This window comes from Enterococcus sp. AZ104, assembly GCF_050546705.1.
GTDB lineage: Bacteria > Bacillota > Bacilli > Lactobacillales > Enterococcaceae > Enterococcus > Enterococcus faecalis.
Genome location: NZ_CP172952.1, coordinates 1,377,931 through 1,401,037, shown reverse-complemented (window position 1 = coordinate 1,401,037; position 23,107 = coordinate 1,377,931). Strand labels below are relative to the sequence as shown.

Sequence of the window (23,107 nt, the reverse complement as noted above, 5' to 3'; positions counted from 1 at the left end):
ATGGCAAAAGAGTCGATTCAGGCAATCAAAGAAGCGTTGTTAACTGTCACTGATGCAACCGATGAACGATTAGCAAGCTGGCGAGAAGATGAACGTTCAGGAGTGCAACAAGCGATCAAACAATGGGAACGTCGCCAGTTAGCCAAAGAAAAAGAGTGGCAACTTTTTAAAGAAATGAGTCAATTTGAGGAAGCGGCCTATAAAAAAGGCCATCGTTTAATTGCAGGAATTGATGAAGTAGGCCGCGGACCATTAGCTGGCCCTGTTGTGACAGCTGCAGTTATTTTACCGAAAGATTGTCAATTATTAGGCTTAAATGATTCAAAAAAACTATCTGCTAAAAAACGGGAAACGTTATATAACCAGATTCAAGAACAGGCTGTCGCTATCGGGTTAGGTATCGCTGATCAAGGAGTCATTGATCAAATTAATATTTATCAAGCAACTAAACAAGCGATGAAAATGGCAATTGACGATTTAGCTTTTGCACCAGATTATTTATTAATTGATGCAATGCAGTTAGACGTTCCCCAACCACAAGAAAGTTTGATTAAAGGGGATGCACGCTCCATTTCGATTGCAGCAGCCAGTATTATTGCAAAAGTAACAAGAGATCGATTAATGGAAGAATATGATGAATTATATCCTGGATATGGATTTAAAAACAATGCAGGCTATGGAACAAAAGAACATCTTCTCGGGTTAGAAAAATACGGTGTAACACCCATTCATCGACGTACGTTTGCGCCAATAAAAGATATGATTTAAAAATAAAACACTTTTTTTACGTATTCTTATTTTAAGAAGATGTGAAAGAGGTGTTTTTTGTTGGAAATTTTACAACGACAATTATTATTTAAATTAGCGGTATGCCAAGGAATTGGCAATTTAGGTATCTTAAAAGTGTTACAAGAAGCTATCGCACAAAAGCGTGTTGATTTTTCCAGTACAGAAATTATTAGAATTGCTGAAATCAAGAAATATCGTGAATTATTTGAACAATCTTGGTTACACCATACGATTCATAGTGAAGCGTTATATATACGACAATGCCAACACCAATTTATGACAATTTTAGATGCCGTCTATCCTAAATTATTACGAGAAATTTATAATCCACCAGCAATTCTTTTTTATAGAGGAAATTTACAATTGTTAAGTAGAAGGAAAATTGGCATCGTCGGCGCTCGCTATGCCACTTCGTATGGGTTAAGAGTGACTGAAGCTCTGGTTCCTAAAATAGTCAAAGAAGGATTCACAATCGTCAGTGGTCTTGCCAAAGGCATTGATAGTCGTAGCCATGAGATGGCCATCCAGAACGGGGGTCAGACAATTGGAATTTTAGGCACTGGATTAGATGTATATTATCCGTATGAAAAGAAAGAATTACAGCAAACTATGAAGCAGAATCAGCTTGTTTTAACAGAATATGTGAATGGGAGTGGGCCGAAAAAATATCATTTTCCTGCACGTAATCGCATTATTGCTGGATTATCTTTAGGGGTCTGCGTGATGGAAGCTCGTAAGAATAGTGGATCTTTAATTACTGCACAAGCGGCGATGGATTACGGGCGCGAGGTATTTGCCGTACCGGGAAGTATTTTCCAGTCTTTTTCAACAGGCTGCCATGAATTAATTCAGGACGGCGCTAAATGTGTTCAGACAATTGATGATATTTGTGAAGAATTGTGACTTTTACTAATTGTGAATTGACAACCTACGTTCACTTCGGTACTATTTAATCAGATTTTAATCTTTTGGTTGGTAGTTAGGAGTGTCTAAATGGAAACGGTTGTTAGAAAAAGATGGTTGTTTGGTATGCAGCTACTGGGCTTTTTGATTTTGGATCAAATTCCTTTGATGATGGTCTCAGTTGTTCAATTTTCTACAGAAAATTTTTGGTTTCGCTTTGTTAGTGGATTAGTGGCTGTTGGACTTGGTGCCTATTTCGTCTATCTATTTGTTGCTTTTTTGAAAAAGAAAAAGCTCATAACTTGGACTTTTTTAGGAATCAAAGAAACCTTGCCAGTGGTCTTGTTAGGTTTGGTGATAATCTTTTGTGTGGGAATATTTGGTGATTTCTTATTACGTCTGGAAGGATTAGAGACGACCTCTAACCAACAAAGTGTTGAAGAAATTGTTCAAGCCATTCCTAAAGGGCTTATACTTATTTTTGCAGGTATGATTGGGCCAATTTTCGAAGAGGGAATTTTTCGTGTCGGGATTCAAGCGTTTTTCAAGCCAGCTTCAAAAATAGGCATACTCGTTTCTTCTATTTTATTTGCACTTGTGCACACGCCGACAGATATAGGTAGTTTTGTTATTTATTGGGGCATGGGTTTAGCTTTAAGTTGGGTCTATCTACGCACGGGTCGCTTTGAAGCTGCTGTCTTGACTCATTTTGTTTGGAATGTTATAGGTATTTTAATGCTTTAGGATAAAATCTATAAATCATAGGCATTTTTTATTTATAAATTCGGACAGTCAAACAGAAATGACAGAAATGTTAGAAAGCCTAGTCTTGACAAACCTATTCTATATAGCATATGATGTATTACGATTTGTGCGTTTTTTACATATATTATATAGTAGGAAAGCGAACGCGAAAGGAGCTAATTGAATGGCCTATAAGTATCTCGTGATTGTAGAATCACCTGCCAAAGCCAAAACAATTGAAAAATATCTAGGAAGAAACTACAAGGTGGTTGCCAGTGTTGGTCACATTCGCGATTTACCAAAAAGTAAAATGGGGATTGATATTGAAAATAATTATGAACCTCATTATATTTCGATTCGCGGAAAAGGCGATGTCATCAAAAGTTTAAAAGCGGCTGCAAAAAAAGCTGAAAAAGTCTATCTCGCAGCCGATCCGGACCGAGAAGGTGAAGCAATTGCTTGGCATTTAGCTTATCTTCTTGGCCTTGATTTAAAAGATAAAAACCGTGTGGTATTCAATGAGATCACTAAAGAAGCGGTAAAAGCGGCATTTAAAGAACCTAGAACCATCAACGTTGATTTAGTTGATGCACAACAAGCACGGCGCATTTTAGACCGTTTAGTTGGATATTCGATTAGTCCTATTTTATGGCGTAAAGTCAAAAAAGGTTTGAGTGCTGGTCGTGTGCAATCTGTTGCTTTAAAAATGATTATTGATCGAGAAAATGAAATTCGAGAATTTAAACCTGAAGAATATTGGAGTATTGATGGGAATTTCCAAAAAGGTCGCAAGAAATTCAAAGCAAATTTCTGGGGCGTAGATGGTAAAAAGAAAAAATTACCAAATGCAGAAGCGGTGAAAGAAATCACTTCTCGGATTGACGGTAAAGATTACGATGTTACAAAAGTTGAGAAAAAAGAACGGAAACGTAATCCTGCATTACCTTTTACAACCAGTAGTTTACAACAAGAAGCGGCACGTAAATTAAATTTCCGTACCCGTAAAACCATGATGGTTGCGCAACAATTGTATGAGGGAATTGCTTTAGGGAAACAAGGCACTGTGGGGCTGATTACCTACATGCGTACAGACTCAACCAGAATTGCTGATTCCGCCAAAGCAGAAGCTGCTGAATTCATTGAAAAGACCTACGGAGATGAGTTCTCAGCACATGGCGGCCGCAAAGCAAAAAATACGCAAGGTGCACAAGATGCCCATGAAGCGGTTCGTCCGTCAAGCGTTTTAAGAACACCCGATGAAATGAAGAAGTATTTAGATAAAGATCAATTAAAATTATATACTCTTATTTGGTCGCGCTTTGTAGCTAGTCAAATGACACCAGCGATTTTAGATACCATGAAGGTCACGCTTCAACAAAACGGCGTAACGTTTATTGCCAATGGCTCCAAAGTGAAATTTAAAGGGTTTATGCAAGTATATGTTGAAGGACGCGATGATGGTAAAGAAGACAAGGAAAATATTTTACCTGAATTAGTGGAAGGTGACGTTGTTAAATCGGTCGATATCGAACCGAAACAACACTTTACTCAACCACCGGCTCGTTTTAGTGAAGCCACGTTAATCCGGACTTTAGAAGAAAATGGTGTGGGCCGACCATCAACGTATGCGCCAACATTAGAAACCATTCAACGGCGTTATTACGTGAAGCTAACCAATAAACGGTTTGAACCAACGGAATTAGGTGAAATTGTGAATTCTCTAGTTTCAGAGTTTTTCCCACAAATTGTCGATACACATTTTACAGCGACAATGGAAACGGACCTAGATAAAGTCGGTGAAGGCCAAGAAAAATGGGTTGAAGTTGTCGATCGCTTCTACAAGCCCTTCGAAAAAGAATTAACAAATGCCGAAGAAAAGATTGAAAAAATCCAAATTAAAGATGAACCAGCAGGCTTTGACTGCGAACTATGTGGACATCCAATGGTGATTAAACTGGGTCGCTACGGAAAATTTTATGCATGTAGTAATTTCCCAGATTGTCGGAATACAAAAGCGATCGTTAAAGAAATTGGCGTGACGTGTCCTGTGTGTCACGAAGGACAAGTTATCGAACGCAAATCAAAGAAAAATCGGATTTTCTATGGCTGTAGTCGGTACCCAGAGTGTGACTTCACTTCTTGGGACAAACCAGTAGGCCGACCATGTCCAAAATGTGGGCAATATTTAGTAGAGAAAAAAGTTAAAGGCGGCAAACAAGTCGTTTGTATCAATGGCGATTATGAAGAAAACGTCCAAAAATAAGAAAAATTGAGACCGAAGAATTTACTTCGGTCTTCTCTTTTAGTAAAATGAATTGAGTTTGTAAGAGACAGCTCTTAACTTCTTGACATAGAAAGGAATTTTTATACATGACAAAAAAAGTCACAATTATTGGTGCCGGTTTAGCCGGAAGTGAAGCGGCATGGCAAGTGGCCAATGCTGGCGTACCAGTTGATTTATATGAAATGCGCCCTGTCAAAAAGACACCAGCGCATCAAACAGAAAATTTTGCAGAGTTAGTTTGTTCTAATTCATTACGTGGAAATAGTTTAACCAATGCGGTAGGTGTTTTGAAAGAAGAAATGCGCCGTTTAAATTCAATCATTATTGGTAGTGCAGATCAAACCGCTGTACCAGCTGGCGGCGCCTTAGCAGTTGACCGTGATTCTTTTTCTGAAACAATCACTGAAAAAATTAAAAGTCATCCATTAATTACAATCAAAAATGAAGAGATCACCGATATTCCGGAAGGGATTGTAATTATTGCAACGGGTCCCTTAACCTCTGAAAGCTTATCTCAAAAAATTCAAGAATTTAATGGTTCTGAAGGCTTTTATTTTTACGATGCAGCAGCACCAATTATTGATAAATCAACAATTGACATGGATAAAGTTTATTTAAAATCTCGTTATAACAAGGGCGAAGCGGCTTACTTAAACTGTCCGATGACTGAAGAAGAATTCAATGCTTTTCATGAAGCACTAGTCAATGCAGAAGTGGTTCCTTTACGCACGTTTGAAAAAGAGAAGTTTTTCGAAGGCTGTATGCCCATTGAAGTAATGGCGCAACGTGGCATTAAAACCATGTTGTTTGGCCCAATGAAACCTGTCGGACTAGAAGACCCTAAAACAGGTAAACGCCCTTATGCTGTAATTCAATTACGTCAAGACAATGCTGCAGCTTCTTTATACAATATTGTTGGTTTCCAAACGCATTTAAAATGGGGCGAACAAAAACGAGTATTCCGTATGATTCCAGGATTAGAAAATGCTGAATTTGTTCGCTATGGCGTCATGCATCGTAATAGTTTTATGAATTCTCCAGAGTTGCTAAAACCAACCTACCAATCAAAAAAACGTGACGATCTGTTTTTTGCTGGACAAATGACTGGTGTTGAAGGATATGTTGAAAGCGCGGCAAGTGGTTTACTTGCAGGTATTAACGCAGCTCGTCTTGCCAAAGGGGAAGAGCCGATTGAATTCCCTCGCGAAACGACTTTAGGAAGTATGGCTTATTATATTACACATGCAGAAGGCAAACATTTCCAACCAATGAATGCAAACTTTGGGCTTTTCCCAGAGTTACCTGAACGAATTCGTGACAAAAAAGAACGCTATGAAGCAATTGCTAATCGGGCCTTAGATGTCCAAGCTCAAGTTATCCAATCTTTAGACTAAATTAGAAAAAATATGAGAAAAGACCGAGCATCATTGCTAAGAAATGCGATGATACTCAGTCTTTTAATTTTTAGAAAAAAAATAACAAAAGCTAAAGAATAGTTAAAATTGTGAACATATTTAGAAATATTGATTAAATTCTGACAACTTAATTGTCTTTTGAAAAAGGTTATGCTAAAGTTACTTTGTAATCGAATGAGGAGGGCTATCACATGGAAGAAAAGAATTGGCCTGAGTTATTTGCTCGTTATCTTATTGTCGAAAGAGGCTATTCAGAAAAAACAAAAAAAGCATATCAAGAAGATATACAACATTTTTTTTCGTTTTTAAAGACTTCAGGTAATGACAATTATTTGACTGTGGAACATTTGGATGTTCGGGCTTATTTGAGCGAATTATACGATCAGGAATATAGCCGCAATTCGATTAGTCGAAAAATTGCCAGTTTGCGTTCTTTTTATCAATTCTTATTAAAAAATGAAGCAATCCAAGAGAATCCTTTTTCCTATGTTCATATGAAAAAGAAACAGTTACGGTTGCCCCGTTTTTTTTATGAAAAAGAAATGGATGCATTATTTGAGAGCGCACAAGGGGAGCAACCGCTTGATTTGAGAAATCAAGCGTTGCTAGAAGTTCTGTATGGGACTGGTATTCGGGTCAGTGAATGTGCGAACTTAACGGTGGACGCAGTTGACTTTCAAGCTTCTGTTTTATTGGTTCACGGAAAAGGAAATAAAGATCGCTATGTGCCTTTTGGTTCATTTGCACAAGACGCCTTAAAGGATTACTTAGAGAATGGCCGCGCGCTATTAATGACAAAATATCAAAAAAAACATCCGTATGTCTTTGTTAATCATCATGGTGAACAAATCACGCCAACAGGGATTGAATATGTCTTAAACCAACTAATTAAAAAAAGTTCATTAAATGCGGAAATTCATCCCCACATGTTACGCCATACATTTGCGACACACTTATTAAATAATGGCGCCGATATGCGGACAGTTCAAGAATTATTAGGACATGCTAATTTATCAACAACTCAGATATATGCGCATGTGACAAAAGAAAGTTTACAAAAAAATTATCGAACGTTTCATCCTCGTGCATAATGGAGGTAAACGTCTAGGAGGAACAATAATGGTTGAATCACAATTTCACTCTACAACAATTTGTGCAGTCGAAAAAGATGGAAAATTTGCAATGGCTGGTGATGGTCAAGTAACAATGGGCGAATCTGTCGTTATGAAAGGTACGGCCAAAAAAGTGCGCCGTATTTACAATGATGAAGTCGTTGTCGGTTTTGCAGGAAGTGTGGCAGATGCCTTTACATTAGAAGAAAAGTTTGAAGGGAAATTAAATGAATACAACGGAAACTTAACGAGAGCTGCGGTTGAGTTAGCCCAAGAGTGGCGAACACAACAGTCTATGCAAAAATTAGAAGCTATGCTGATTGTGATGAATAAGGAAGAAATGCTCTTAGTTTCAGGAACTGGGGAAGTCATCACACCAGACGATGGTATTTTAGCAATTGGTTCAGGCGGTAATTTTGCTTTGTCCGCTGCAAGAGCCATGAAAAACTTTGGCGATAAAGAAATGCCAGCGAAAGAGATTGCTAAAAATGCCTTAAATATTGCTGCAGATATCTGTGTATTTACGAATCATAATATCATTGTAGAAGAATTATAAGCGAGGGAAAATCCATGAATGAATTAAACAAAACACCAAAAGAAATAGTCAAAGAACTAGATCAATATATTGTTGGACAGCAAGCTGCAAAAAAATCAGTGGCGGTAGCTTTACGTAACCGCTATCGTCGCTTGCAATTAGAAGAAAATATGCAACAAGATATTACGCCTAAAAACTTACTAATGATTGGACCAACAGGTGTTGGTAAAACTGAGATTGCTCGTCGTCTCGCAAAAATTGTCAATGCGCCTTTTGTAAAAGTTGAAGCAACCAAATTTACAGAAGTAGGCTATGTCGGTCGGGATGTCGAATCAATGGTTCGGGATTTAGTAGAAAATGCGATCCAAATTGTTGAAAAACAACAATACAGTCGCGTGTATGCGCAAGCGTTGAAAAAGGCCAATCAACGTTTAGTCAAAGTATTAGTGCCTGGAATTAAAAAAGAACAAAAACAGGCTGGCGGTAATCAATTTGAACAAATGATGAACATGTTTAACATGGCTCAGCAACAGCAAGAAGCACAAGAAGAAATAACGGAAGATATTCGAGCGAATCGCCGAACAATTTTGGAACAGCTGGAAAAAGGTCTATTAGATAATCGTGAAGTAACAATTGAAATTGAAGAACCGAAGAAAACGATGCCAGCTATGAACAATGGCCTAGAACAAATGGGTATCGACTTAAATGAAACGTTAGGCGCTCTGTCACCAAAGAAAAAAATCGAACGTACTGTAACGGTGAAAGAAGCACAAGAATTATTAGTGAAAGAAGAATCAGCAAAAATTGTCAATGACGCTGATATCCATAGTGAAGCTATTCGTTTAGCTGAATCAAGCGGAATTATTTTTATCGATGAGATTGATAAAATCACCTCTAAAAGTCAACAAAATTCGGGCGAAGTCTCTCGTGAAGGAGTACAAAGAGACATTTTGCCGATTGTTGAAGGCTCCCAAGTTAACACGAAGTATGGTCCTTTACAAACAGATCACATTTTATTTATCGCTTCAGGTGCTTTCCACTTGTCAAAACCAAGTGACTTGATTCCAGAATTACAAGGCCGCTTCCCAATTCGAGTTGAATTAGATGATTTAACGGCTGATGACTTCGTAAGTATCTTAACTGAGCCAAACAATGCTTTAATTAAACAATATGTAGCATTAATCGGTACAGAAAATGTTTCAGTCATCTTTACCAAAGAAGCAATTGAACGGTTAGCACACATCGCTTATGATGTAAACCGTGATACAGATAATATCGGTGCGCGTCGTTTACACACAATTTTAGAACGTTTATTAGAAGATTTATTATATGAAGCACCAGATATGCAAATGGGTGAAATTACGATTACCGAAGCATATGTCAATGAAAAATTGAATGACATTGTTCAAAATGAAGATTTAAGTCGTTACATCTTATAAAAAAGGCTGGAGGAGAAAAGATGGCTACATTATTAGAAAAAACACGTCAAGTGAACGAGCTTTTGCAAAAAAACAATCTGTTTGACGTACAAGCAGAACTTCCGTACAACAAAATGGCAATGATTTTAGGGGATATTTTAGAAAGTAATGCGTATATTATTAGCAGTTCAGGGGATTTGTTGGGGTATACTGAAAAATTAGATGTTAATAATGCCCGTATCAAAAATATGTTTAAAGAGAAAAAATTTCCTCAAGGATACACCGAGGCCGTGGATATGCTCAAAGTAACCGAAGCCAATATTCCAATAGACAGTGATTTAACTGCATTTCCTTTTGAATCACGAGAGCTGTATCCGTTTGGGTTAACCACTATTGTGCCTTTGTACGGTGCTGGCAAACGCTTGGGTACGATTATTTTAGCGCGTGTTGAAAAATCCTTTAACGAGGATGATTTAGTGTTAGCTGAATATAGTGCGACCGTTGTCGGCATGCAAATTTTGTATCATCAATCCAGAACAATTGAAGCAGAAGTTCGCAGTGCGACTGCCGTGCAAATGGCCATCAACACTCTTTCCTATAGTGAATTAAAAGCCGTCCATGCTATTTTTGAAGCCTTAGATGGCGAAGAAGGTCGTTTAACTGCTTCAAGTATTGCAGACGAAATAGGCATTACTCGTTCCGTAATTGTGAATGCCTTAAGAAAATTAGAATCAGCTGGAATTATTGAATCACGTTCTCTTGGTATGAAAGGGACTTATTTAAAAGTGTTAAATCAACAATTTATTAAAGAGTTGGAAAAATAAGCAATTGCTCGTATCAACTAGGAGGACAACGCAATGACTGTACAAATTGAAAATGAATTTCTAATCGCAACATTTGCTGAAGAAGGAGCAGAATTAGTAAGTTTACAATCAAAAGAAACCGGCATTGAATATATTTGGCAAGGAAATCCTGAATTTTGGGCCCGCCATGCGCCCGTACTTTTTCCGATTGTCGGTCGTCTAAAAGAAGATACGTATATGTACCAAAATCAAGCGTATCATTTAACTCAACATGGTTTTGCTCGTGATCAAGTATTTGATGTGATTGAAAAAGGTGGAGAAGAAGTTTCTTTTTCACTAAAATCAACAAAAGAAATCAAGAAGAAGTATCCTTTTGATTTTGAACTAGTGATTACTTATACATTAGAACATCAAGAATTGACTGTAAACTACCAAGTAGAAAACACAGGGAAAGAAGAGATGTATTTTGGGATTGGTGGTCATCCAGCCTTTAATGTACCTTTAGAATCTTCACTAACGTTTGAAGATTATTATCTAAGTTTTTCACCTAAAAAATCACGGACACAGATTCCCTTAGCAGGCCCGTTTATTGATTTAGCGAATAAAACGCTAGCCCAAACGAATACCAGCTTTGACTTAACGCATCAATTATTTGAAAATGATGCAATGATTTTTGAAACAAAAGGTCAAACAGCAATTACGATTGCCACAGACGAAAGTGACCATCAAGTCACTTTGAGTTATCCAGAAATGCCTTTTGTGGGGATTTGGTCACCGACACCGAAAGAAGCGCCTTTTGTCTGTATCGAACCTTGGTGCGGGATTGCTGATGCTGTAGACGCAACTGGCCAACTTGCTGAAAAATTTGGCATCAATAAGTTACCAGCTAACGAACTATTTAAAACACAGTATATGATTAGTGTAAAATAAAGAAAAAGGCTGTGAACATTATTTGTTCACAGCCTTTTTCTTTATTTTTTTGCACGTAAGCCAAAAGAAAGACGACTTTCTGTTCCATTTTTAATTCGCTGAATGTTTTCACGATGACGGACAAAGATAAAAGTAGTCAAAGCAATCGCAATCACGGTTAATAACCAGTTAAATGTTGGTAAAATAGCTGGGACAGTGAAAGGCAAAATAATAGTAGAAAGTGTAATTAGTACAGCGCTAATCATACTTGTTAAACTCACCATACTGGTTAGATACAGACAAATCACAAAAATAAGAGCAGAATAAATAAAAAATGTGGGGCTGTATGCTAATAACATGCCAGCGCTAGTGGCTACGGCTTTACCACCTTTGAAATTGGCAAAAATAGGGAAGGTATGCCCTAAAACAGCTGCTACCCCAAAGAAGAGTGGGTTCACGCCTTGTAAACCAAACAAATAGGGTAATGAAGTGGCTAACGTTCCTTTCAAGATATCCATTAATAATACCGTGATTCCGGCAGGTTTCCCTAAGACACGAAATGTATTGGTTGTTCCTGTATTCCCACTCCCAAATTGGCGTATATCTTTTTTAAAGAAAAGTTTACCAATCCAAACACCTGAGGGAATCGAACCTAATAAATAGGCAACAAGTAACAAAATGACGATTTTCATCAAGTTAACCTCTTTCTTATTCAAACTAGGATTTATTTTATCATGAATAGAAAAACGGAACAACGTCTAATAACTAAAAAAAGAAAAGTTTTTCTTTTGCTTGAGGAAGCGTTGACAAATGGTTGATAACCGTTATAATAAATGTGTGTCATTAGACAAAGACGTCTAATCACTGGTTTGAAAATTAGTTATCAACGAAGATACAATATATATGTACTTATGAAGTGTCAGGGAAAGAGGTGCGAATCCTCTACAGACCTACCTACTGTATGGTGGATGAAACCAATAAGACCACAGATTATTCTGGAAGGATTGGGAGTAAGAAGAAGCTAAGTCAGGATACCGGCTTGATAAGTCTAATCATTCTTTTGTAGGAAAAAGAAGGGGCTTTGAAGATAACTGGCTGAGTATATCATTAGCATAGTTAAGTGACTGCTTTTTTTCTATTGGAGAAAAAAGTGGTTTTTTTGTATTGTTTTGACGTTGAGACAAAGGAGGTTCATTTCAGAAAATTTTCCCCAAAATAAAATAGACGAATGCGAGGATGAAAAAATGAAAAAATTTACTTTAACAATGATGACTTTAGGTTTAGTAGCAACACTTGGCTTAGCAGGGTGTGGTAAACAGGAAAAGAAAGCAACTACCTCTTCTGAAAAAACAGAAGTAACGTTACCAACCAAAGACCGTAGCGGCAAAGAAATTACTTTACCCAAAGAAGCAACCAAAATTATTTCCCTAGTACCATCAACAACAGAAGTGATTGAAGACTTAGGTAAAACCGACCAATTAATCGCAGTTGATACTCAAAGTAGTACAATGATGACTGATTTAAAAAAATTACCACAAATGGATATGATGGCTGTCGATGCAGAAAAATTGATTGCCTTGAAACCACAAATTGTTTATGTGAATGACATCAATTTAGCTAGCTCAGAAAGTGTTTGGAAACAAGTGGAAGATGCTGGAATTACAGTCGTTAATATCCCCACTAGTACAAGCATCAAAGCAATCAAAGAAGACGTCCAATTCATCGCGGATAGCTTATCTGAACATGAAAAAGGACAAAAGTTAATCCAAACAATGGATCAAGAAATCGACGAAGTAGCCAAAATTGGGAAAACTATTAAAAAACCAAAAACTGTTTTGTTTGAAGTGGCTGCCTTACCAGACATTTATAGTTTTGGTAATGGGACATTTTTAAATGAAATGATTGAAACAATTGGGGCAAAAAATGTTTTGGCAAATGAAAAAGGCTGGTTACCAGTGACAGAAGAAGCGGCCATTGCTGCAAAACCAGAAGTCATTTTAACCAATGTTAACTATATGAAAGATCCCGCCAAAGAAATTTTAGCTCGTAAAAACTGGGAAAACGTTCCTGCAGTTCAAAACAAAGAAGTTTTCGAAATTGATAACATGTCTAGCTCTTTACCAAATAACCACATTACCAAAGCATTAAAACAAATGGCAAAAGCTGTTTATCCAGAGGAATACAAGGATTTAAAAGATGAGTAAAAAAACGTGTCTCATACTGATGCTCTTGATCAGTATGAGCATGCTCTTTTTGGGTATTAAAATTGGAAGTGTTCAGATTTCATTAACGGATTTGCTTCAAATTTTAGTGAAAAAGACGGTTTCAGAAGACGGGATTTTAGAGGGAATCATCTGGAATGTTCGGTTACCGCGTGTCGTGATGGCCTATCTCGTGGGCGCAGGCTTAGCAGTAAGTGGCACGGTGATGCAATCGCTCTTAGGTAATCCTTTAGCTTCTTCGTATACTTTGGGCGTATCAGCGGGAGCATCCTTAGGCGCTGCGTTAATCATGGTAACTGGAGTAACTGCTTCGATCTTAGGGGCATTTTTATTGCCTTTAACTGGTTTTATCTTTGGCTTAGCAACGGTCTTTTTAGTTTTGTTATTTACGCAAACAATGGATAGTCAAATGTCCAATCAAACAGTTGTTTTAGTGGGAATGATTATGACCTTGTTTGTCGGTGCTATTTTGACGTTGATTACAGCACTTTTCCAAGATTATTTGAAACAATTAGTCTTTTGGCAAATGGGTAGTTTTTCTGGCAGTAATTGGCAAAAAATTGCTATTTATTGTCCAATCTTGCTTGTCAGCAGTCTGTTTCTTTGGTTTGATGCCAACGCATTGGATGTTCTCGGTTTAGGAGAAGAACATGCGATGTTAGCGGGAGTAGAAGTCAAAACAGCAAAACTACGCATTATTCTTTTGGCTAGTTTATTGGCAGGAAGTGCGGTTTCATTTGTCGGTGTGATTGGTTTTGTTGATTTAATAGCACCACATATTGTCCGTCGCTATTTAGGGGCGACTCATCGCTGGCTGATTCCCGGTTCAGCAATCTTAGGTGGGACCATCATGGTACTAGGGGACACAATTGCCCGCACGATTTTATCACCAAGAGAAATTCCCATCGGGGCCGTAACAGCCTTGATTGGAGCGCCATTCTTCTTGTATATTTACTTTAAAAAAAGGGGCGTTGCTGCATGATTGAATTAAAAAAAACAGCTGTAACGCTCCAACAAACCCCCATTTTAAAAGATATTTTCCTCGTTTTTCCGACAGGTAGTAAAACTTGTATTTTAGGTCCAAATGGTTGCGGTAAAACGACACTTTTAAAAACGATTGCCGGACTTGTCCCTTATAGTGGTTCTGTTTTAATTGATGGTCAAGAAGTTCATGGACAAAAGCGGAAGGAATTGGCAACGAAAGTAGCGATGATGAGTCAATTCACGACAGTTGCTTTTGATTATACGGTTTACGAAACAGTTTTGATGGGGGCGTATCGACAACAAGCACAACGTTTTTTACCTATTGTTTCTAAACAAGAAAAAGAACGAGTCCTTTATTATTTAGAACGCACGGGTTTATTGCCTTTAAAAGATAAAGTTGTCAATCAGCTTTCAGGAGGACAACAACAACGAGTATTTTTGGCTAAATTATTTGTACAAGATCCAGAAATTATTTTATTGGATGAACCCAATAATCATTTGGATATTCGGTATCAACAAGAATTGATTCAGCAGTTAAATGAGTGGAGTGCGCAAGAAGGGAAAACGTTAATCGGGGTGTTTCATGATATCCGTTTAGCGTTAACGCTAAGTGAAAAAATTGTGTTTATGAAGCAAGGGAAAGTGGCCGCGCAAGGTGATTTTCAAACGTTGGCTTCCAAAGAATTTTTACAAACGATTTTTGAAACAGATATTGTCTCCTATTTTCAGAAACAACATAAAGTTTGGGAAACTATTCAATAATTTTGACAAGTTTTTTGGAAACAGGTAAGATAAAGGCAAAGAATCAGAAACACAATGGCGTGTTTTAACAAATCGGCAAAGGAGCCCAAGACTAAGTACGTGATGGTACTTGCTTTGGGCTCCTTTTTTATGGAGGTAACGATGAAACGAATCATTTTAATGGGAGCTATCGGTTGTGGCAAAACCACGTTATGTCAAGCTCTGCAAGGCAAAGAATTAATTTATGATAAAACACAGGCGGTGGAATTTCATACAGAAATGATTGATACACCAGGCGAGTTTATTTTGCATCGACAATATTATAATGCGTTAAACGTCACAGCGGCAGAAGCAGATGTGATTGGTTTGGTTCAAAGTGCTGTAGAAACACAACAAGTTTTTTCACCAGGATTTGGTAGTATTTTCCCGAAAGAAATCATTGGTATTTTAACCAAGATTGATTTAGCACAAGATTCTCAGCAGTTAGAGATTGTTCGGCAACAATTAAAAAGTGCGGGTGCAACAAGAATTTTTGAAATTTCTTCTGTTGAAAAAATTGGCTTGCAAGAATTAGTAGATTATTTAGAGGAGGATGAAGCAGAATGAAAATTTATACAAAAACTGGCGATAAGGGAATGACGAAATTAGTCGGCAGCTCAACCGTCGCTAAGGATTCTGATCGAGTTGAAAGTTATGGAACGATTGATGAATTGAATTCTTGGGTCGGCTATATTATCAGCCAACTTCCACAAGAAAATCAAGAAATTAAAGGAGAACTAGAAGCTTTACAACATTTACTTTTTGATGCGGGAACAGATTTGTCAACACCGATTGAAGCACAACGACCATTTAAATTACAAAAGGAAAGTGTGCATTGGCTAGAACAGCGGATTGATTTCTACACTGCACAATCACCAGATATTGATCGTTTTATTTTACCTGGCGGAACCCCAGCAGCCAGTATGGTTCATGTGGCTCGGACGATTGCACGGCGCGCAGAACGCATCATTGTTCGTTTAAATTGGACAGCTAAAATTAACGAAGAGGTATTAATTTTTACCAATCGTTTATCAGATTATTTTTATGCGTTGGCTCGCTATTTAAATGTTCAAGCACAACGACCTGATGTTTTTTATGAACGAAGCGAAAAGGTTTTCCATAAAATTAAAGAAGATGGATTGTAAACAGTTGCTTTTCTAAAAAACTTATGGTAAATTTCAGATAGATTAAACGAATATTTTATGAAAAATATGAATGGAAGCCAGTGAGAATCTGGCACGGTCCCGCCACTGTGAAGAAGCAAGGTTGCTTTTAAGTCAGGTCTTTTCATTTTTTCATTATTGGGCATGCTGTTTCGAGGCAAAACAGGATGTTTCTTAACAACGCTTGTGTTGAAAATCCAGCCCAAGATATTTGTATTAATCCAATTAATGGCACGAGGAAGTGCTTTTGGGAATTTTGGGCTGGTCTTTCAATGTTGAAGGAGATTTCAGGTACAATGACGTACTGCTATATTCCCTTTTTTTATTGACAATTAATTAAAGGCGTTGTACTCTATGGATAAGGTTTCGTGTACAATGGCGTATACATAAGGAAGCAAAGACGCTTCAGACAGATGATTTTTCGTTTGTTTGAAGTGTCTTTTTGTATTTTATTAAGGAGGAATTGAGATGAAAACAATTCATTTCCCTACCGAACTATGGGTAGGAGAAGGCGCATTAGCCAATTTGGAAACACTTCATGATAAACGTGTTTTCATTGTCACAGATCCATTCATGGTTGACTCTGGATTTGTGAATGAAGTGACAAAGCATTTAACAAAAAGTGAATGGCAAATTTTTAGTGACATCATCCCCGATCCACCAATTGATAAGATTGCTGCGGGAATTAAGCAGTTAGCGACATTTCAAGGAGATACGATATTAGCTTTAGGTGGGGGATCCGCTATTGATGCGGCCAAAGCAATGAAATTTTTTGGCAAACGTACTTTGCAAACTCAGATTGCTGAGTTTATTTCGGTTCCTACAACTAGTGGAACTGGTTCAGAAGTTACGAATTTTTCAGTGATTACGGTTGCTGAAACTGGCACCAAAATCCCGCTTGTAACAGATGAAATTCAACCAGAAATTGCGATTTTAGATACAAATTTAGTGATGAGTGTGCCACCAAAAATCACAGCGGATACAGGAATGGACGTCTTAACGCATGTTATTGAAGCTTATGTTTCAACAGAAGCAAATCCGATTTCAGATGCGTTGTGCGAAAAAGTCGTTCGCTTAGTATTCGACAATTTAGAAATAGCCTTTAATGAGGGTAGCAACCAACAAGCCCGTGAAAATATGCATTTAGCTTCATGTATGGCAGGGATGGCGTTTAATGTTACTTCGTTAGGCTTGAATCACGGTATTGCTCATGCGGCCGGTGCGCGTTTACATGTGCCACATGGACGAATGAATGCAATGCTCTTACCTGAAGTCATTGCATATAACAGTGGCTTAGCGAATGGCAAAGTCACCAACGAACCAACAGCTAAACGTTATGCACAGTTAGCAAATTGTCTAAATGATACACAGACAACCAATGCACGGATTGGTGTTCAACAATTTATTCGACAAATCAAGCAACTCCGTCAAAAATTAAACATGCCTGCCACTTTTAGTGATTATGGTTTACCAAAAGAAGAAGTCCAAGCTGCGATCCCAAAAATAGCTGAAGGCGCATTGATGGATGGCTGCACCAAAACAAATCCTGTCCAACCAACAGCAGCAGAAGTGACAAAAATTTTAAATTCTATCTTATAAGCGATTGACAGGATGAAATCGATAACATATAATGTGGGTAGCACAACGGCGTGCTTCAAAATTTAAGAGCAAAGAAGCTCCTTAGTAGAAAGCGAAAGTGGAACCTTTACGTTTTTTATTGAGGATTTTTTATTTGCTAAATTAAAGGAGCGAGTCTGGTTGGAAGAAAAACAACGAATGATTCAAGAATATGTTCCTGGGAAACAAGTAACGTTAGCGCACATCATTGCTAGTCCTAATAAAGAAATTTATACAAAATTAGGATTGCCAGAAGGCACCAGCAATGCACTAGGTATTTTGACAATCACTCCGAGCGAAGCGGCAATTATCGCTGTTGATATTGCGACTAAAAGCGGAGATATCCAAATCGGTTTTATTGATCGTTTTTCTGGATCGGTAGTCATTTCTGGTGACGTAAGCTCAGTGGAAGCAGCCTTACAAGCGGTGATTGAAGGTTTACAACAGATTTTAAACTTTTCTGTAACTTGTAAAATTACCAGAACATAGCGTTGAAAGGACAAGGGCGTGAAGAAAATGGATGGACGAATTGTAATAGTCGATGATGAACCTATTACGAGACTCGATATTCGTGATATTGTGATAGAAGCAGGGTACGAAGTAGTTGGTGAAGCAGCCGATGGTTTTGAAGCAATTGAAGTATGTAAAAAAACACAACCTGACCTAGTATTAATGGACATTCAAATGCCAATTTTAGATGGTCTAAAAGCAGGTAAAAAAATTGTTCAAGACCAACTAGCCAGTAGTATTGTCTTTTTATCTGCATACAGTGACGTACAAAATACGGACAAGGCTAAAAAATTAGGCGCACTGGGTTATTTAGTTAAACCTCTAGACGAAAAATCATTAATACCTACAATTGAAATGAGCATTGAACGAGGCAAACAAACGCAGCTGTTACTAAGTCAAATCGATAAATTAAGTTTAAAATTAGAAGAACGTAAAATTATCGAAAAAGCCAAAGGTATTCTTGTAAAAGAAAATCATATATCGGAAGAAGAAGCCTACCAAATGTTGCGTACGTTAAGTATGAACAAACGCGCACGTATGAGTGAAATTGCAGAATTGATTGTAATGGATGATGAATAAATGAAACGATTAGAGCAATTATGTCACCAATATACCAATCTTTCAGAATCAGACATTAAAGAATTACAACGTACAGCACGTTATCTTTCTTCGACGACACTCTATCAAAGTGCAGATGTTTTTATTGATGTGTATAAGGAAATGTCACAGCAAGCACTAGTCGTTTATCATAAGCCGCCTGCGAAGACAACTTCTTTATATAGCGGAGATGTCGTCGGGATGGAAGCTTTATTAAAAAATGAACCTGGTGTTCTGCGTACCATGCAAACTAGCTTAAATAGCATTGGTTTGTTAGCAGTGACTCAGGAAAATCGTTTGATTAAGCAAAATATCTATCCCATTCGCAATGAACATCGAACGATTGGTGTCATTATTGTCGAGATTGCGGCAGATGAAGAGATTCAAGCGGACTTACAAAAAGAGGAGCTAAATAACTGCCAGTTAGCAAAAGTAGCGAAATCAACTAGTCAAGTCGACGCATTATTTATTGATCAATTGGCAGAAGCCGTTTTGATTTTTGATGCGGCGGGTCACTTATTAATTACCAATCACAATGCACAAGAGCTTTATCGCAAACTTGGTTATCGGGATAATATCATTGGAATGAATTATGACAATTTGTCCATCGATTATACAACTTTTGAATATGTGTTGTATCAAATGAAATATAAAATGAGTAATCAACCAATTGAAAGCAAAACGACCTACCTTAATTATTATTTTAAGGTTCGGAAAGTGTGGTTGGCATCAGAAGAACAACTGATTATGATTATTCAAGACAATACAGAATTTAAAGAAAAAGAAGCGGAAATTATTTCCAAATCTGTTGCGATTCGTGAAATTCATCATCGTGTTAAAAATAACTTGCAATCGGTGGTTTCCTTATTGCGTATTCAAGAACGGCGAACGCAAAGCCCCGAAGCAAAAAAAGTCCTTCATGAAAGTGTCAATCGAATTATGGCGATTGCAGCCACCCATGAATTGCTGTCAAAACAAGTCAAAGATGACGTTGCTTTACGGCAAACATTGGAAGCAGTGATGTATAATTTTAGACATCTTTTTCAAGGCGCACAACCCATTGAGATGATGATGGATGTTGATCCAGCCATTATGGTTTCTAGCGAACAAATGGTTACCATTTCCCTTGTTGTCAACGAACTATTACAAAACATTTTTGATCATGCATTTGAGCCACAAACAAGTGGCGTTGTTAAACTTAGTGGAACATTAGATAATAAAATGATTACCATTACTGTTACAGATAATGGTAAAGGCTATGATGTTCATCAAAGTAACGAGACCAGTTTAGGTTTGATGATTGTCAAAAGCTACGTAAAAGATAAACTAAAAGGAAAAATTACAATTGAATCCAATAAACAGGGAACTAAAACCTGTTTCTATTTCGAACAGAACACCAGTGATGTTGTTCATTGATTAAGCAAAGGCGCTTAAAGAAAAGTAGAAAGAAATTTTCTAACGATTCTTTAAGTGCCTTTTTGTATGCAAAAGGAGGCGAGTCAGGCGATGTCGAAGGAAACACTTTTAACCGTAGGAATTGATTTAGGGACGTCTACAACCCAATTAGTCTTGTCAGAATTAACTGTTGAAAATTTTGCCTCTGCGTTTACAGTACCACGTATCAGCATTTCTGATAAAAAAGTCATTTATCGAAGTGACATTATCTTTACACCCTTACTTAACCAATCAGAAATTGATGCAGAACCTATCAAAGCGTTTGTAGCGGAGCAATATCGCCAAGCAGGCATTCATAAACAAGATATTCAAATGGGTGCGGTAATTATCACAGGTGAAACTGCTCGAAAAAGCAATGCCAACAATGTGCTACGAGCACTTAGTGGCTATGCAGGTGATTTTGTCGTTGCTACGGCTGGTCCTGATTTAGAAAGTATCATTGCCGGGAAAGGCGCTGGTGCTCAAACTTATTCTGAAACGAAACGCAAACCAGTGGTTAATTTAGACATTGGTGGTGGAACGACAAATTTAGCTGTCTTTAAAGATGGTGAAGTGATTGATACGGCTTGTTTTGACATTGGCGGACGCTTAATTAAATTAGATCAACAACAAAAAATCACCTATATAGCTCCGAAGATTCAAGAAATTATAAATAAAAAAGGGCTAACCTTGCACCTTGGTGACCAAGCCACCGAACAAAACTTACTGCCAATTATTTCGGAATTAGTTGCCGTGTTAGAAAATAGCATTGGCTTGGGGACACAAAGTCCGTTCTACCAGTTATTAGTAACCAATCATCCACTACGAAAAGGTGGGGAATTACCAATTGTAACATTTTCTGGTGGTGTGGCTGATTGCTTAAATACGACAAGTACGAATCTCTTTAAATATGGGGACATCGGCTTACTTTTAGGGAAATACTTGAGAAAGTCACTGATTTTTTCGGAAAAAGAAGTCTTAGAAAGCGCAGAAACAATCCGAGCGACGGTCGTCGGAGCAGGTTCACATACTGCTGAAATTAGCGGAAGCACGATCGCTTATCGTGAGCAAATTTTGCCGGTAAAAAATATCCCAATTCTAAAATTAGCGCAAGAGGATGAAATCCTTACTGTGACAGAATTAGGCCAGCGAATCCAAGAAAAACTCAATTGGCATCGTATTGAAGAAACACCCCAGATTGCCCTAGCAATTAGAGGCATGAGCAATCCAACATTTGCTGATATTCAACGCTATGGTCAAGGGATTGTGGAAGGATTAGCTAGTTTAGTTGCTGAACAAATTCCCATTATTGTTATGGTGGATGAAGACATGGCGAAAGCTTTAGGGCATGCCTTAAGTGCCCATCTGCCAAAAGACTATCCGTTTATCTGTCTTGACTCGGTCAAAGTAGAAAACGGTGATTATGTAGATATCGGTTTACCAGTGGCAGAAGGAGCCGTCCTTCCGGTCATTGTTAAGACCTTAGTATTTAATTAAAAAGGAGCGACACAAAGATGATTTTAAAAACCAAACTATTTGGCAAAGTCTATCAATTTACATCTGTTAAAGAAGTCTTAGCCAAAGCCAATGAAGAAAAGTCTGGCGACAAGTTAGCTGGCGTAGCTGCTAATTCAGCCGAAGAACGCGTGGCAGCGAAAGTCGTTTTATCGGAATTGTCCTTAAATGACTTGTTTAACAATCCCGTTGTTGATTATGACGAAGACGAAGTGACACGCATTATTATTGACCAAGTCAATATGCGAATTTTTGAAAGTATTAAACATTGGACAGTTGCAGAATTACGCGAATTTATCTTATCTTCGGAAACAACCGATTTTGATATCAAACAAATTTCCCGTGGACTAACTTCAGAAATGATTGCTGCTGTCTGTAAATTAATGTCCAACATGGATCTAATTGTTGGCGCAAAAAAAATCAATATTGAAAAAACCGCCAACACAACGATTGGCCGTCCCGGAACTTTTTCAAATCGTTTACAGCCAAACCATCCAACCGATAATGTCGATGGCATTATGGCATCAGTTATGGAAGGTCTTTCTTATGGCGCCGGTGATGCGTTAATTGGTTTGAATCCTGTTGATGATTCTACAGAAAGTGTTAAACGGATCTTAAACAAATTTGAAGAGTTCCGCAGCGAATGGGAAATTCCAACACAAACTTGCGTGCTTGCTCACGTAACGACACAAATGGAAGCCATGCGTCAAGGCGCGCCAACTGGCTTAGTCTTTCAATCCATCGCTGGTTCAGAAAAAGGGAACACAGCATTTGGTTTAAATGCAGAAATTTTAGCTGAAGCACAAGATTTAGCGCTTCACAGTGGTCAAGCAGCTGGTCCTAATGTGATGTATTTTGAAACAGGTCAAGGCTCAGAACTTTCTTCTGAAGCAAACTTTGGCGCAGACCAAGTGACAATGGAAGCGCGTTGTTATGGCTTAGCCAAAAAATTTGATCCGTATATTGTAAATACCGTTGTCGGCTTTATTGGACCAGAATATCTTTACGATTCAAAACAAGTCATCCGCGCTGGTTTAGAAGATCATTTCATGGGCAAATTAACAGGAATTTCAATGGGTTGTGATGTCTGCTACACCAACCATATGAAAGCTGATCAAAATGATATGGAAAACTTAGCAATGTTATTAGCAACAGCTGGTTGTACGTATATCATGGGGATTCCTCATGGCGATGATGTCATGTTAAATTATCAAACAACTGGGTTCCATGAAACTGCGACGATTCGTGAAACATTAGGCTTACGTCCAATTAAAGAATTTGAAGAATGGATGGAAAAAATGGGCTTAATGGAAAACGGAAAATTAACAAGTCGCGCTGGCGATGCATCTGTATTTATTAAATAAACGAGGTGA

22 protein-coding genes and 2 riboswitches are annotated in these 23,107 nt (G+C 37.8%); of the genes, 21 read left to right on the top strand and 1 reads right to left on the bottom strand.

Annotated features, from left to right (window positions below; genetic code table 11):
• From IGJ37_RS06765 to IGJ37_RS06720, 10 genes are all read left to right on the top strand, one after another.
• Entirely contained in the window at window positions 1–768 is a 768-nt protein-coding gene (locus IGJ37_RS06765) for a ribonuclease HII (RefSeq protein ID WP_002357481.1), read from the top strand.
• A 60-nt stretch (window positions 769–828) separates the two neighbouring features.
• The gene (gene dprA / locus IGJ37_RS06760; RefSeq protein ID WP_002382350.1) at window positions 829–1,692 is read left to right on the top strand and encodes a DNA-processing protein DprA; all 864 of its coding nucleotides are present in this window, start codon (window positions 829–831) and stop codon (window positions 1,690–1,692) included.
• A 90-nt stretch (window positions 1,693–1,782) separates the two neighbouring features.
• Window positions 1,783–2,436 carry a CPBP family intramembrane glutamic endopeptidase gene (locus tag IGJ37_RS06755; RefSeq protein WP_002361865.1) on the top strand — a complete coding sequence of 218 codons (654 nt, stop codon included), beginning with the start codon at window positions 1,783–1,785 and terminating at the stop codon, window positions 2,434–2,436.
• Window positions 2,437–2,620: 184 nt separating this feature from the next.
• On the top strand, window positions 2,621–4,699 hold the full coding sequence (gene topA, locus IGJ37_RS06750; RefSeq protein ID WP_002357484.1) for a type I DNA topoisomerase: 2,079 nt from the start codon (window positions 2,621–2,623) through the stop codon (window positions 4,697–4,699).
• Window positions 4,700–4,806: 107 nt separating this feature from the next.
• Window positions 4,807–6,114 carry an FADH(2)-oxidizing methylenetetrahydrofolate--tRNA-(uracil(54)-C(5))-methyltransferase TrmFO gene (gene trmFO, locus IGJ37_RS06745; protein ID WP_002357486.1) on the top strand — a complete coding sequence of 436 codons (1,308 nt, stop codon included), beginning with the start codon at window positions 4,807–4,809 and terminating at the stop codon, window positions 6,112–6,114.
• 212 nt (window positions 6,115–6,326) lie between these two features.
• Complete coding sequence (xerC, locus tag IGJ37_RS06740; RefSeq protein WP_002357488.1) at window positions 6,327–7,226, top strand: tyrosine recombinase XerC; 900 nt, start codon at window positions 6,327–6,329, stop codon at window positions 7,224–7,226.
• A 28-nt stretch (window positions 7,227–7,254) separates the two neighbouring features.
• Complete coding sequence (gene hslV / locus IGJ37_RS06735) at window positions 7,255–7,803, top strand: HslVU peptidase proteolytic subunit (protein WP_002357489.1); 549 nt, start codon at window positions 7,255–7,257, stop codon at window positions 7,801–7,803.
• A gap of 14 nt (window positions 7,804–7,817) precedes the next feature.
• The gene (gene hslU, locus IGJ37_RS06730; protein ID WP_325814827.1) at window positions 7,818–9,221 is read left to right on the top strand and encodes an ATP-dependent protease ATPase subunit HslU; all 1,404 of its coding nucleotides are present in this window, start codon (window positions 7,818–7,820) and stop codon (window positions 9,219–9,221) included.
• 20 nt (window positions 9,222–9,241) lie between these two features.
• The gene (codY, locus tag IGJ37_RS06725) at window positions 9,242–10,024 is read left to right on the top strand and encodes a GTP-sensing pleiotropic transcriptional regulator CodY (protein WP_002357492.1); all 783 of its coding nucleotides are present in this window, start codon (window positions 9,242–9,244) and stop codon (window positions 10,022–10,024) included.
• 33 nt (window positions 10,025–10,057) lie between these two features.
• A complete protein-coding gene (locus tag IGJ37_RS06720; RefSeq protein WP_002361863.1) occupies window positions 10,058–10,933 on the top strand; it encodes an aldose 1-epimerase family protein in 876 nt (291 codons plus the stop codon).
• A gap of 41 nt (window positions 10,934–10,974) precedes the next feature.
• Here the strand turns inward: IGJ37_RS06720 and plsY are convergent, their stop codons facing one another.
• On the bottom strand, window positions 10,975–11,604 hold the full coding sequence (plsY, locus tag IGJ37_RS06715; protein ID WP_002360243.1) for a glycerol-3-phosphate 1-O-acyltransferase PlsY: 630 nt from the start codon (window positions 11,602–11,604) through the stop codon (window positions 10,975–10,977).
• Between the two features lie 205 nt (window positions 11,605–11,809).
• Window positions 11,810–11,969: riboswitch (cobalamin riboswitch) on the top strand.
• Between the two features lie 118 nt (window positions 11,970–12,087).
• Between plsY and IGJ37_RS06710 the strand changes: the two genes are divergently transcribed.
• The 11 genes from IGJ37_RS06710 to IGJ37_RS06660 all read left to right on the top strand — a co-directional run bounded on the left by IGJ37_RS06710 (window position 12,088) and on the right by IGJ37_RS06660 (window position 23,098).
• Window positions 12,088–13,116, top strand: coding sequence for an ABC transporter substrate-binding protein (locus IGJ37_RS06710; RefSeq protein ID WP_002393386.1), 1,029 nt, complete (start codon window positions 12,088–12,090; stop codon window positions 13,114–13,116).
• Window positions 13,109–14,116 carry a FecCD family ABC transporter permease gene (locus IGJ37_RS06705; RefSeq protein ID WP_002360246.1) on the top strand — a complete coding sequence of 336 codons (1,008 nt, stop codon included), beginning with the start codon at window positions 13,109–13,111 and terminating at the stop codon, window positions 14,114–14,116. Before IGJ37_RS06710 ends, IGJ37_RS06705 begins: the two co-directional genes overlap by 8 nt.
• Window positions 14,113–14,880 (top strand): ABC transporter ATP-binding protein, encoded by a 768-nt coding sequence (locus IGJ37_RS06700; RefSeq protein WP_202473074.1) that lies wholly within the window; start codon window positions 14,113–14,115, stop codon window positions 14,878–14,880. Before IGJ37_RS06705 ends, IGJ37_RS06700 begins: the two co-directional genes overlap by 4 nt.
• A gap of 141 nt (window positions 14,881–15,021) precedes the next feature.
• The gene (locus tag IGJ37_RS06695; RefSeq protein WP_002363995.1) at window positions 15,022–15,465 is read left to right on the top strand and encodes a EutP/PduV family microcompartment system protein; all 444 of its coding nucleotides are present in this window, start codon (window positions 15,022–15,024) and stop codon (window positions 15,463–15,465) included.
• On the top strand, window positions 15,462–16,043 hold the full coding sequence (locus tag IGJ37_RS06690) for a cob(I)yrinic acid a,c-diamide adenosyltransferase (RefSeq protein WP_016617361.1): 582 nt from the start codon (window positions 15,462–15,464) through the stop codon (window positions 16,041–16,043). Before IGJ37_RS06695 ends, IGJ37_RS06690 begins: the two co-directional genes overlap by 4 nt.
• A gap of 44 nt (window positions 16,044–16,087) precedes the next feature.
• Window positions 16,088–16,237, top strand: a riboswitch (adenosylcobalamin (AdoCbl) riboswitch).
• 292 nt (window positions 16,238–16,529) lie between these two features.
• A complete protein-coding gene (locus tag IGJ37_RS06685) occupies window positions 16,530–17,660 on the top strand; it encodes a 1-propanol dehydrogenase PduQ (protein ID WP_325814826.1) in 1,131 nt (376 codons plus the stop codon).
• Window positions 17,661–17,819: 159 nt separating this feature from the next.
• Window positions 17,820–18,167: an ethanolamine utilization microcompartment protein EutS gene (eutS, locus tag IGJ37_RS06680; protein WP_002345864.1), complete on the top strand. Its 348-nt coding sequence runs from the start codon at window positions 17,820–17,822 to the stop codon at window positions 18,165–18,167.
• Window positions 18,168–18,194: 27 nt separating this feature from the next.
• Window positions 18,195–18,767: an ANTAR domain-containing response regulator gene (locus IGJ37_RS06675; RefSeq protein ID WP_002384488.1), complete on the top strand. Its 573-nt coding sequence runs from the start codon at window positions 18,195–18,197 to the stop codon at window positions 18,765–18,767.
• Window positions 18,768–20,201, top strand: a complete 1,434-nt coding sequence (locus IGJ37_RS06670) for a sensor histidine kinase (protein WP_002366726.1) — start codon at window positions 18,768–18,770, stop codon at window positions 20,199–20,201.
• 66 nt (window positions 20,202–20,267) lie between these two features.
• A complete protein-coding gene (gene eutA / locus IGJ37_RS06665; RefSeq protein WP_252671077.1) occupies window positions 20,268–21,716 on the top strand; it encodes an ethanolamine ammonia-lyase reactivating factor EutA in 1,449 nt (482 codons plus the stop codon).
• 17 nt (window positions 21,717–21,733) lie between these two features.
• Window positions 21,734–23,098 (top strand): ethanolamine ammonia-lyase subunit EutB, encoded by a 1,365-nt coding sequence (locus IGJ37_RS06660; protein ID WP_252671076.1) that lies wholly within the window; start codon window positions 21,734–21,736, stop codon window positions 23,096–23,098.
• The last annotated feature ends 9 nt before the right edge of the window (window positions 23,099–23,107 follow it).

Excerpts from the sequence above, each read along its gene's own strand:
- IGJ37_RS06720 (WP_002361863.1), top strand. The coding sequence starts at position 10,058 with ATGACTGTACAAATTGAAAATGAATTTCTAATCGCAACATTTGCTGAA.
- plsY (WP_002360243.1), bottom strand. The coding sequence starts at position 11,604 with ATGAAAATCGTCATTTTGTTACTTGTTGCCTATTTATTAGGTTCGATT.
- IGJ37_RS06700 (WP_202473074.1), top strand. The coding sequence starts at position 14,113 with ATGATTGAATTAAAAAAAACAGCTGTAACGCTCCAACAAACCCCCATT.
- IGJ37_RS06755 (WP_002361865.1), top strand. The coding sequence starts at position 1,783 with ATGGAAACGGTTGTTAGAAAAAGATGGTTGTTTGGTATGCAGCTACTG.
- codY (WP_002357492.1), top strand. The coding sequence starts at position 9,242 with ATGGCTACATTATTAGAAAAAACACGTCAAGTGAACGAGCTTTTGCAA.
- IGJ37_RS06685 (WP_325814826.1), top strand. The coding sequence starts at position 16,530 with ATGAAAACAATTCATTTCCCTACCGAACTATGGGTAGGAGAAGGCGCA.
- xerC (WP_002357488.1), top strand. The coding sequence starts at position 6,327 with ATGGAAGAAAAGAATTGGCCTGAGTTATTTGCTCGTTATCTTATTGTC.
- hslU (WP_325814827.1), top strand. The coding sequence starts at position 7,818 with ATGAATGAATTAAACAAAACACCAAAAGAAATAGTCAAAGAACTAGAT.
- eutA (WP_252671077.1), top strand. The coding sequence starts at position 20,268 with ATGCAAAAGGAGGCGAGTCAGGCGATGTCGAAGGAAACACTTTTAACC.
- hslV (WP_002357489.1), top strand. The coding sequence starts at position 7,255 with ATGGTTGAATCACAATTTCACTCTACAACAATTTGTGCAGTCGAAAAA.
- IGJ37_RS06675 (WP_002384488.1), top strand. The coding sequence starts at position 18,195 with ATGGATGGACGAATTGTAATAGTCGATGATGAACCTATTACGAGACTC.
- IGJ37_RS06670 (WP_002366726.1), top strand. The coding sequence starts at position 18,768 with ATGAAACGATTAGAGCAATTATGTCACCAATATACCAATCTTTCAGAA.
- IGJ37_RS06765 (WP_002357481.1), top strand. The coding sequence starts at position 1 with ATGGCAAAAGAGTCGATTCAGGCAATCAAAGAAGCGTTGTTAACTGTC.
- IGJ37_RS06705 (WP_002360246.1), top strand. The coding sequence starts at position 13,109 with ATGAGTAAAAAAACGTGTCTCATACTGATGCTCTTGATCAGTATGAGC.
- trmFO (WP_002357486.1), top strand. The coding sequence starts at position 4,807 with ATGACAAAAAAAGTCACAATTATTGGTGCCGGTTTAGCCGGAAGTGAA.
- IGJ37_RS06690 (WP_016617361.1), top strand. The coding sequence starts at position 15,462 with ATGAAAATTTATACAAAAACTGGCGATAAGGGAATGACGAAATTAGTC.
- IGJ37_RS06660 (WP_252671076.1), top strand. The coding sequence starts at position 21,734 with ATGATTTTAAAAACCAAACTATTTGGCAAAGTCTATCAATTTACATCT.
- topA (WP_002357484.1), top strand. The coding sequence starts at position 2,621 with ATGGCCTATAAGTATCTCGTGATTGTAGAATCACCTGCCAAAGCCAAA.
- IGJ37_RS06695 (WP_002363995.1), top strand. The coding sequence starts at position 15,022 with ATGAAACGAATCATTTTAATGGGAGCTATCGGTTGTGGCAAAACCACG.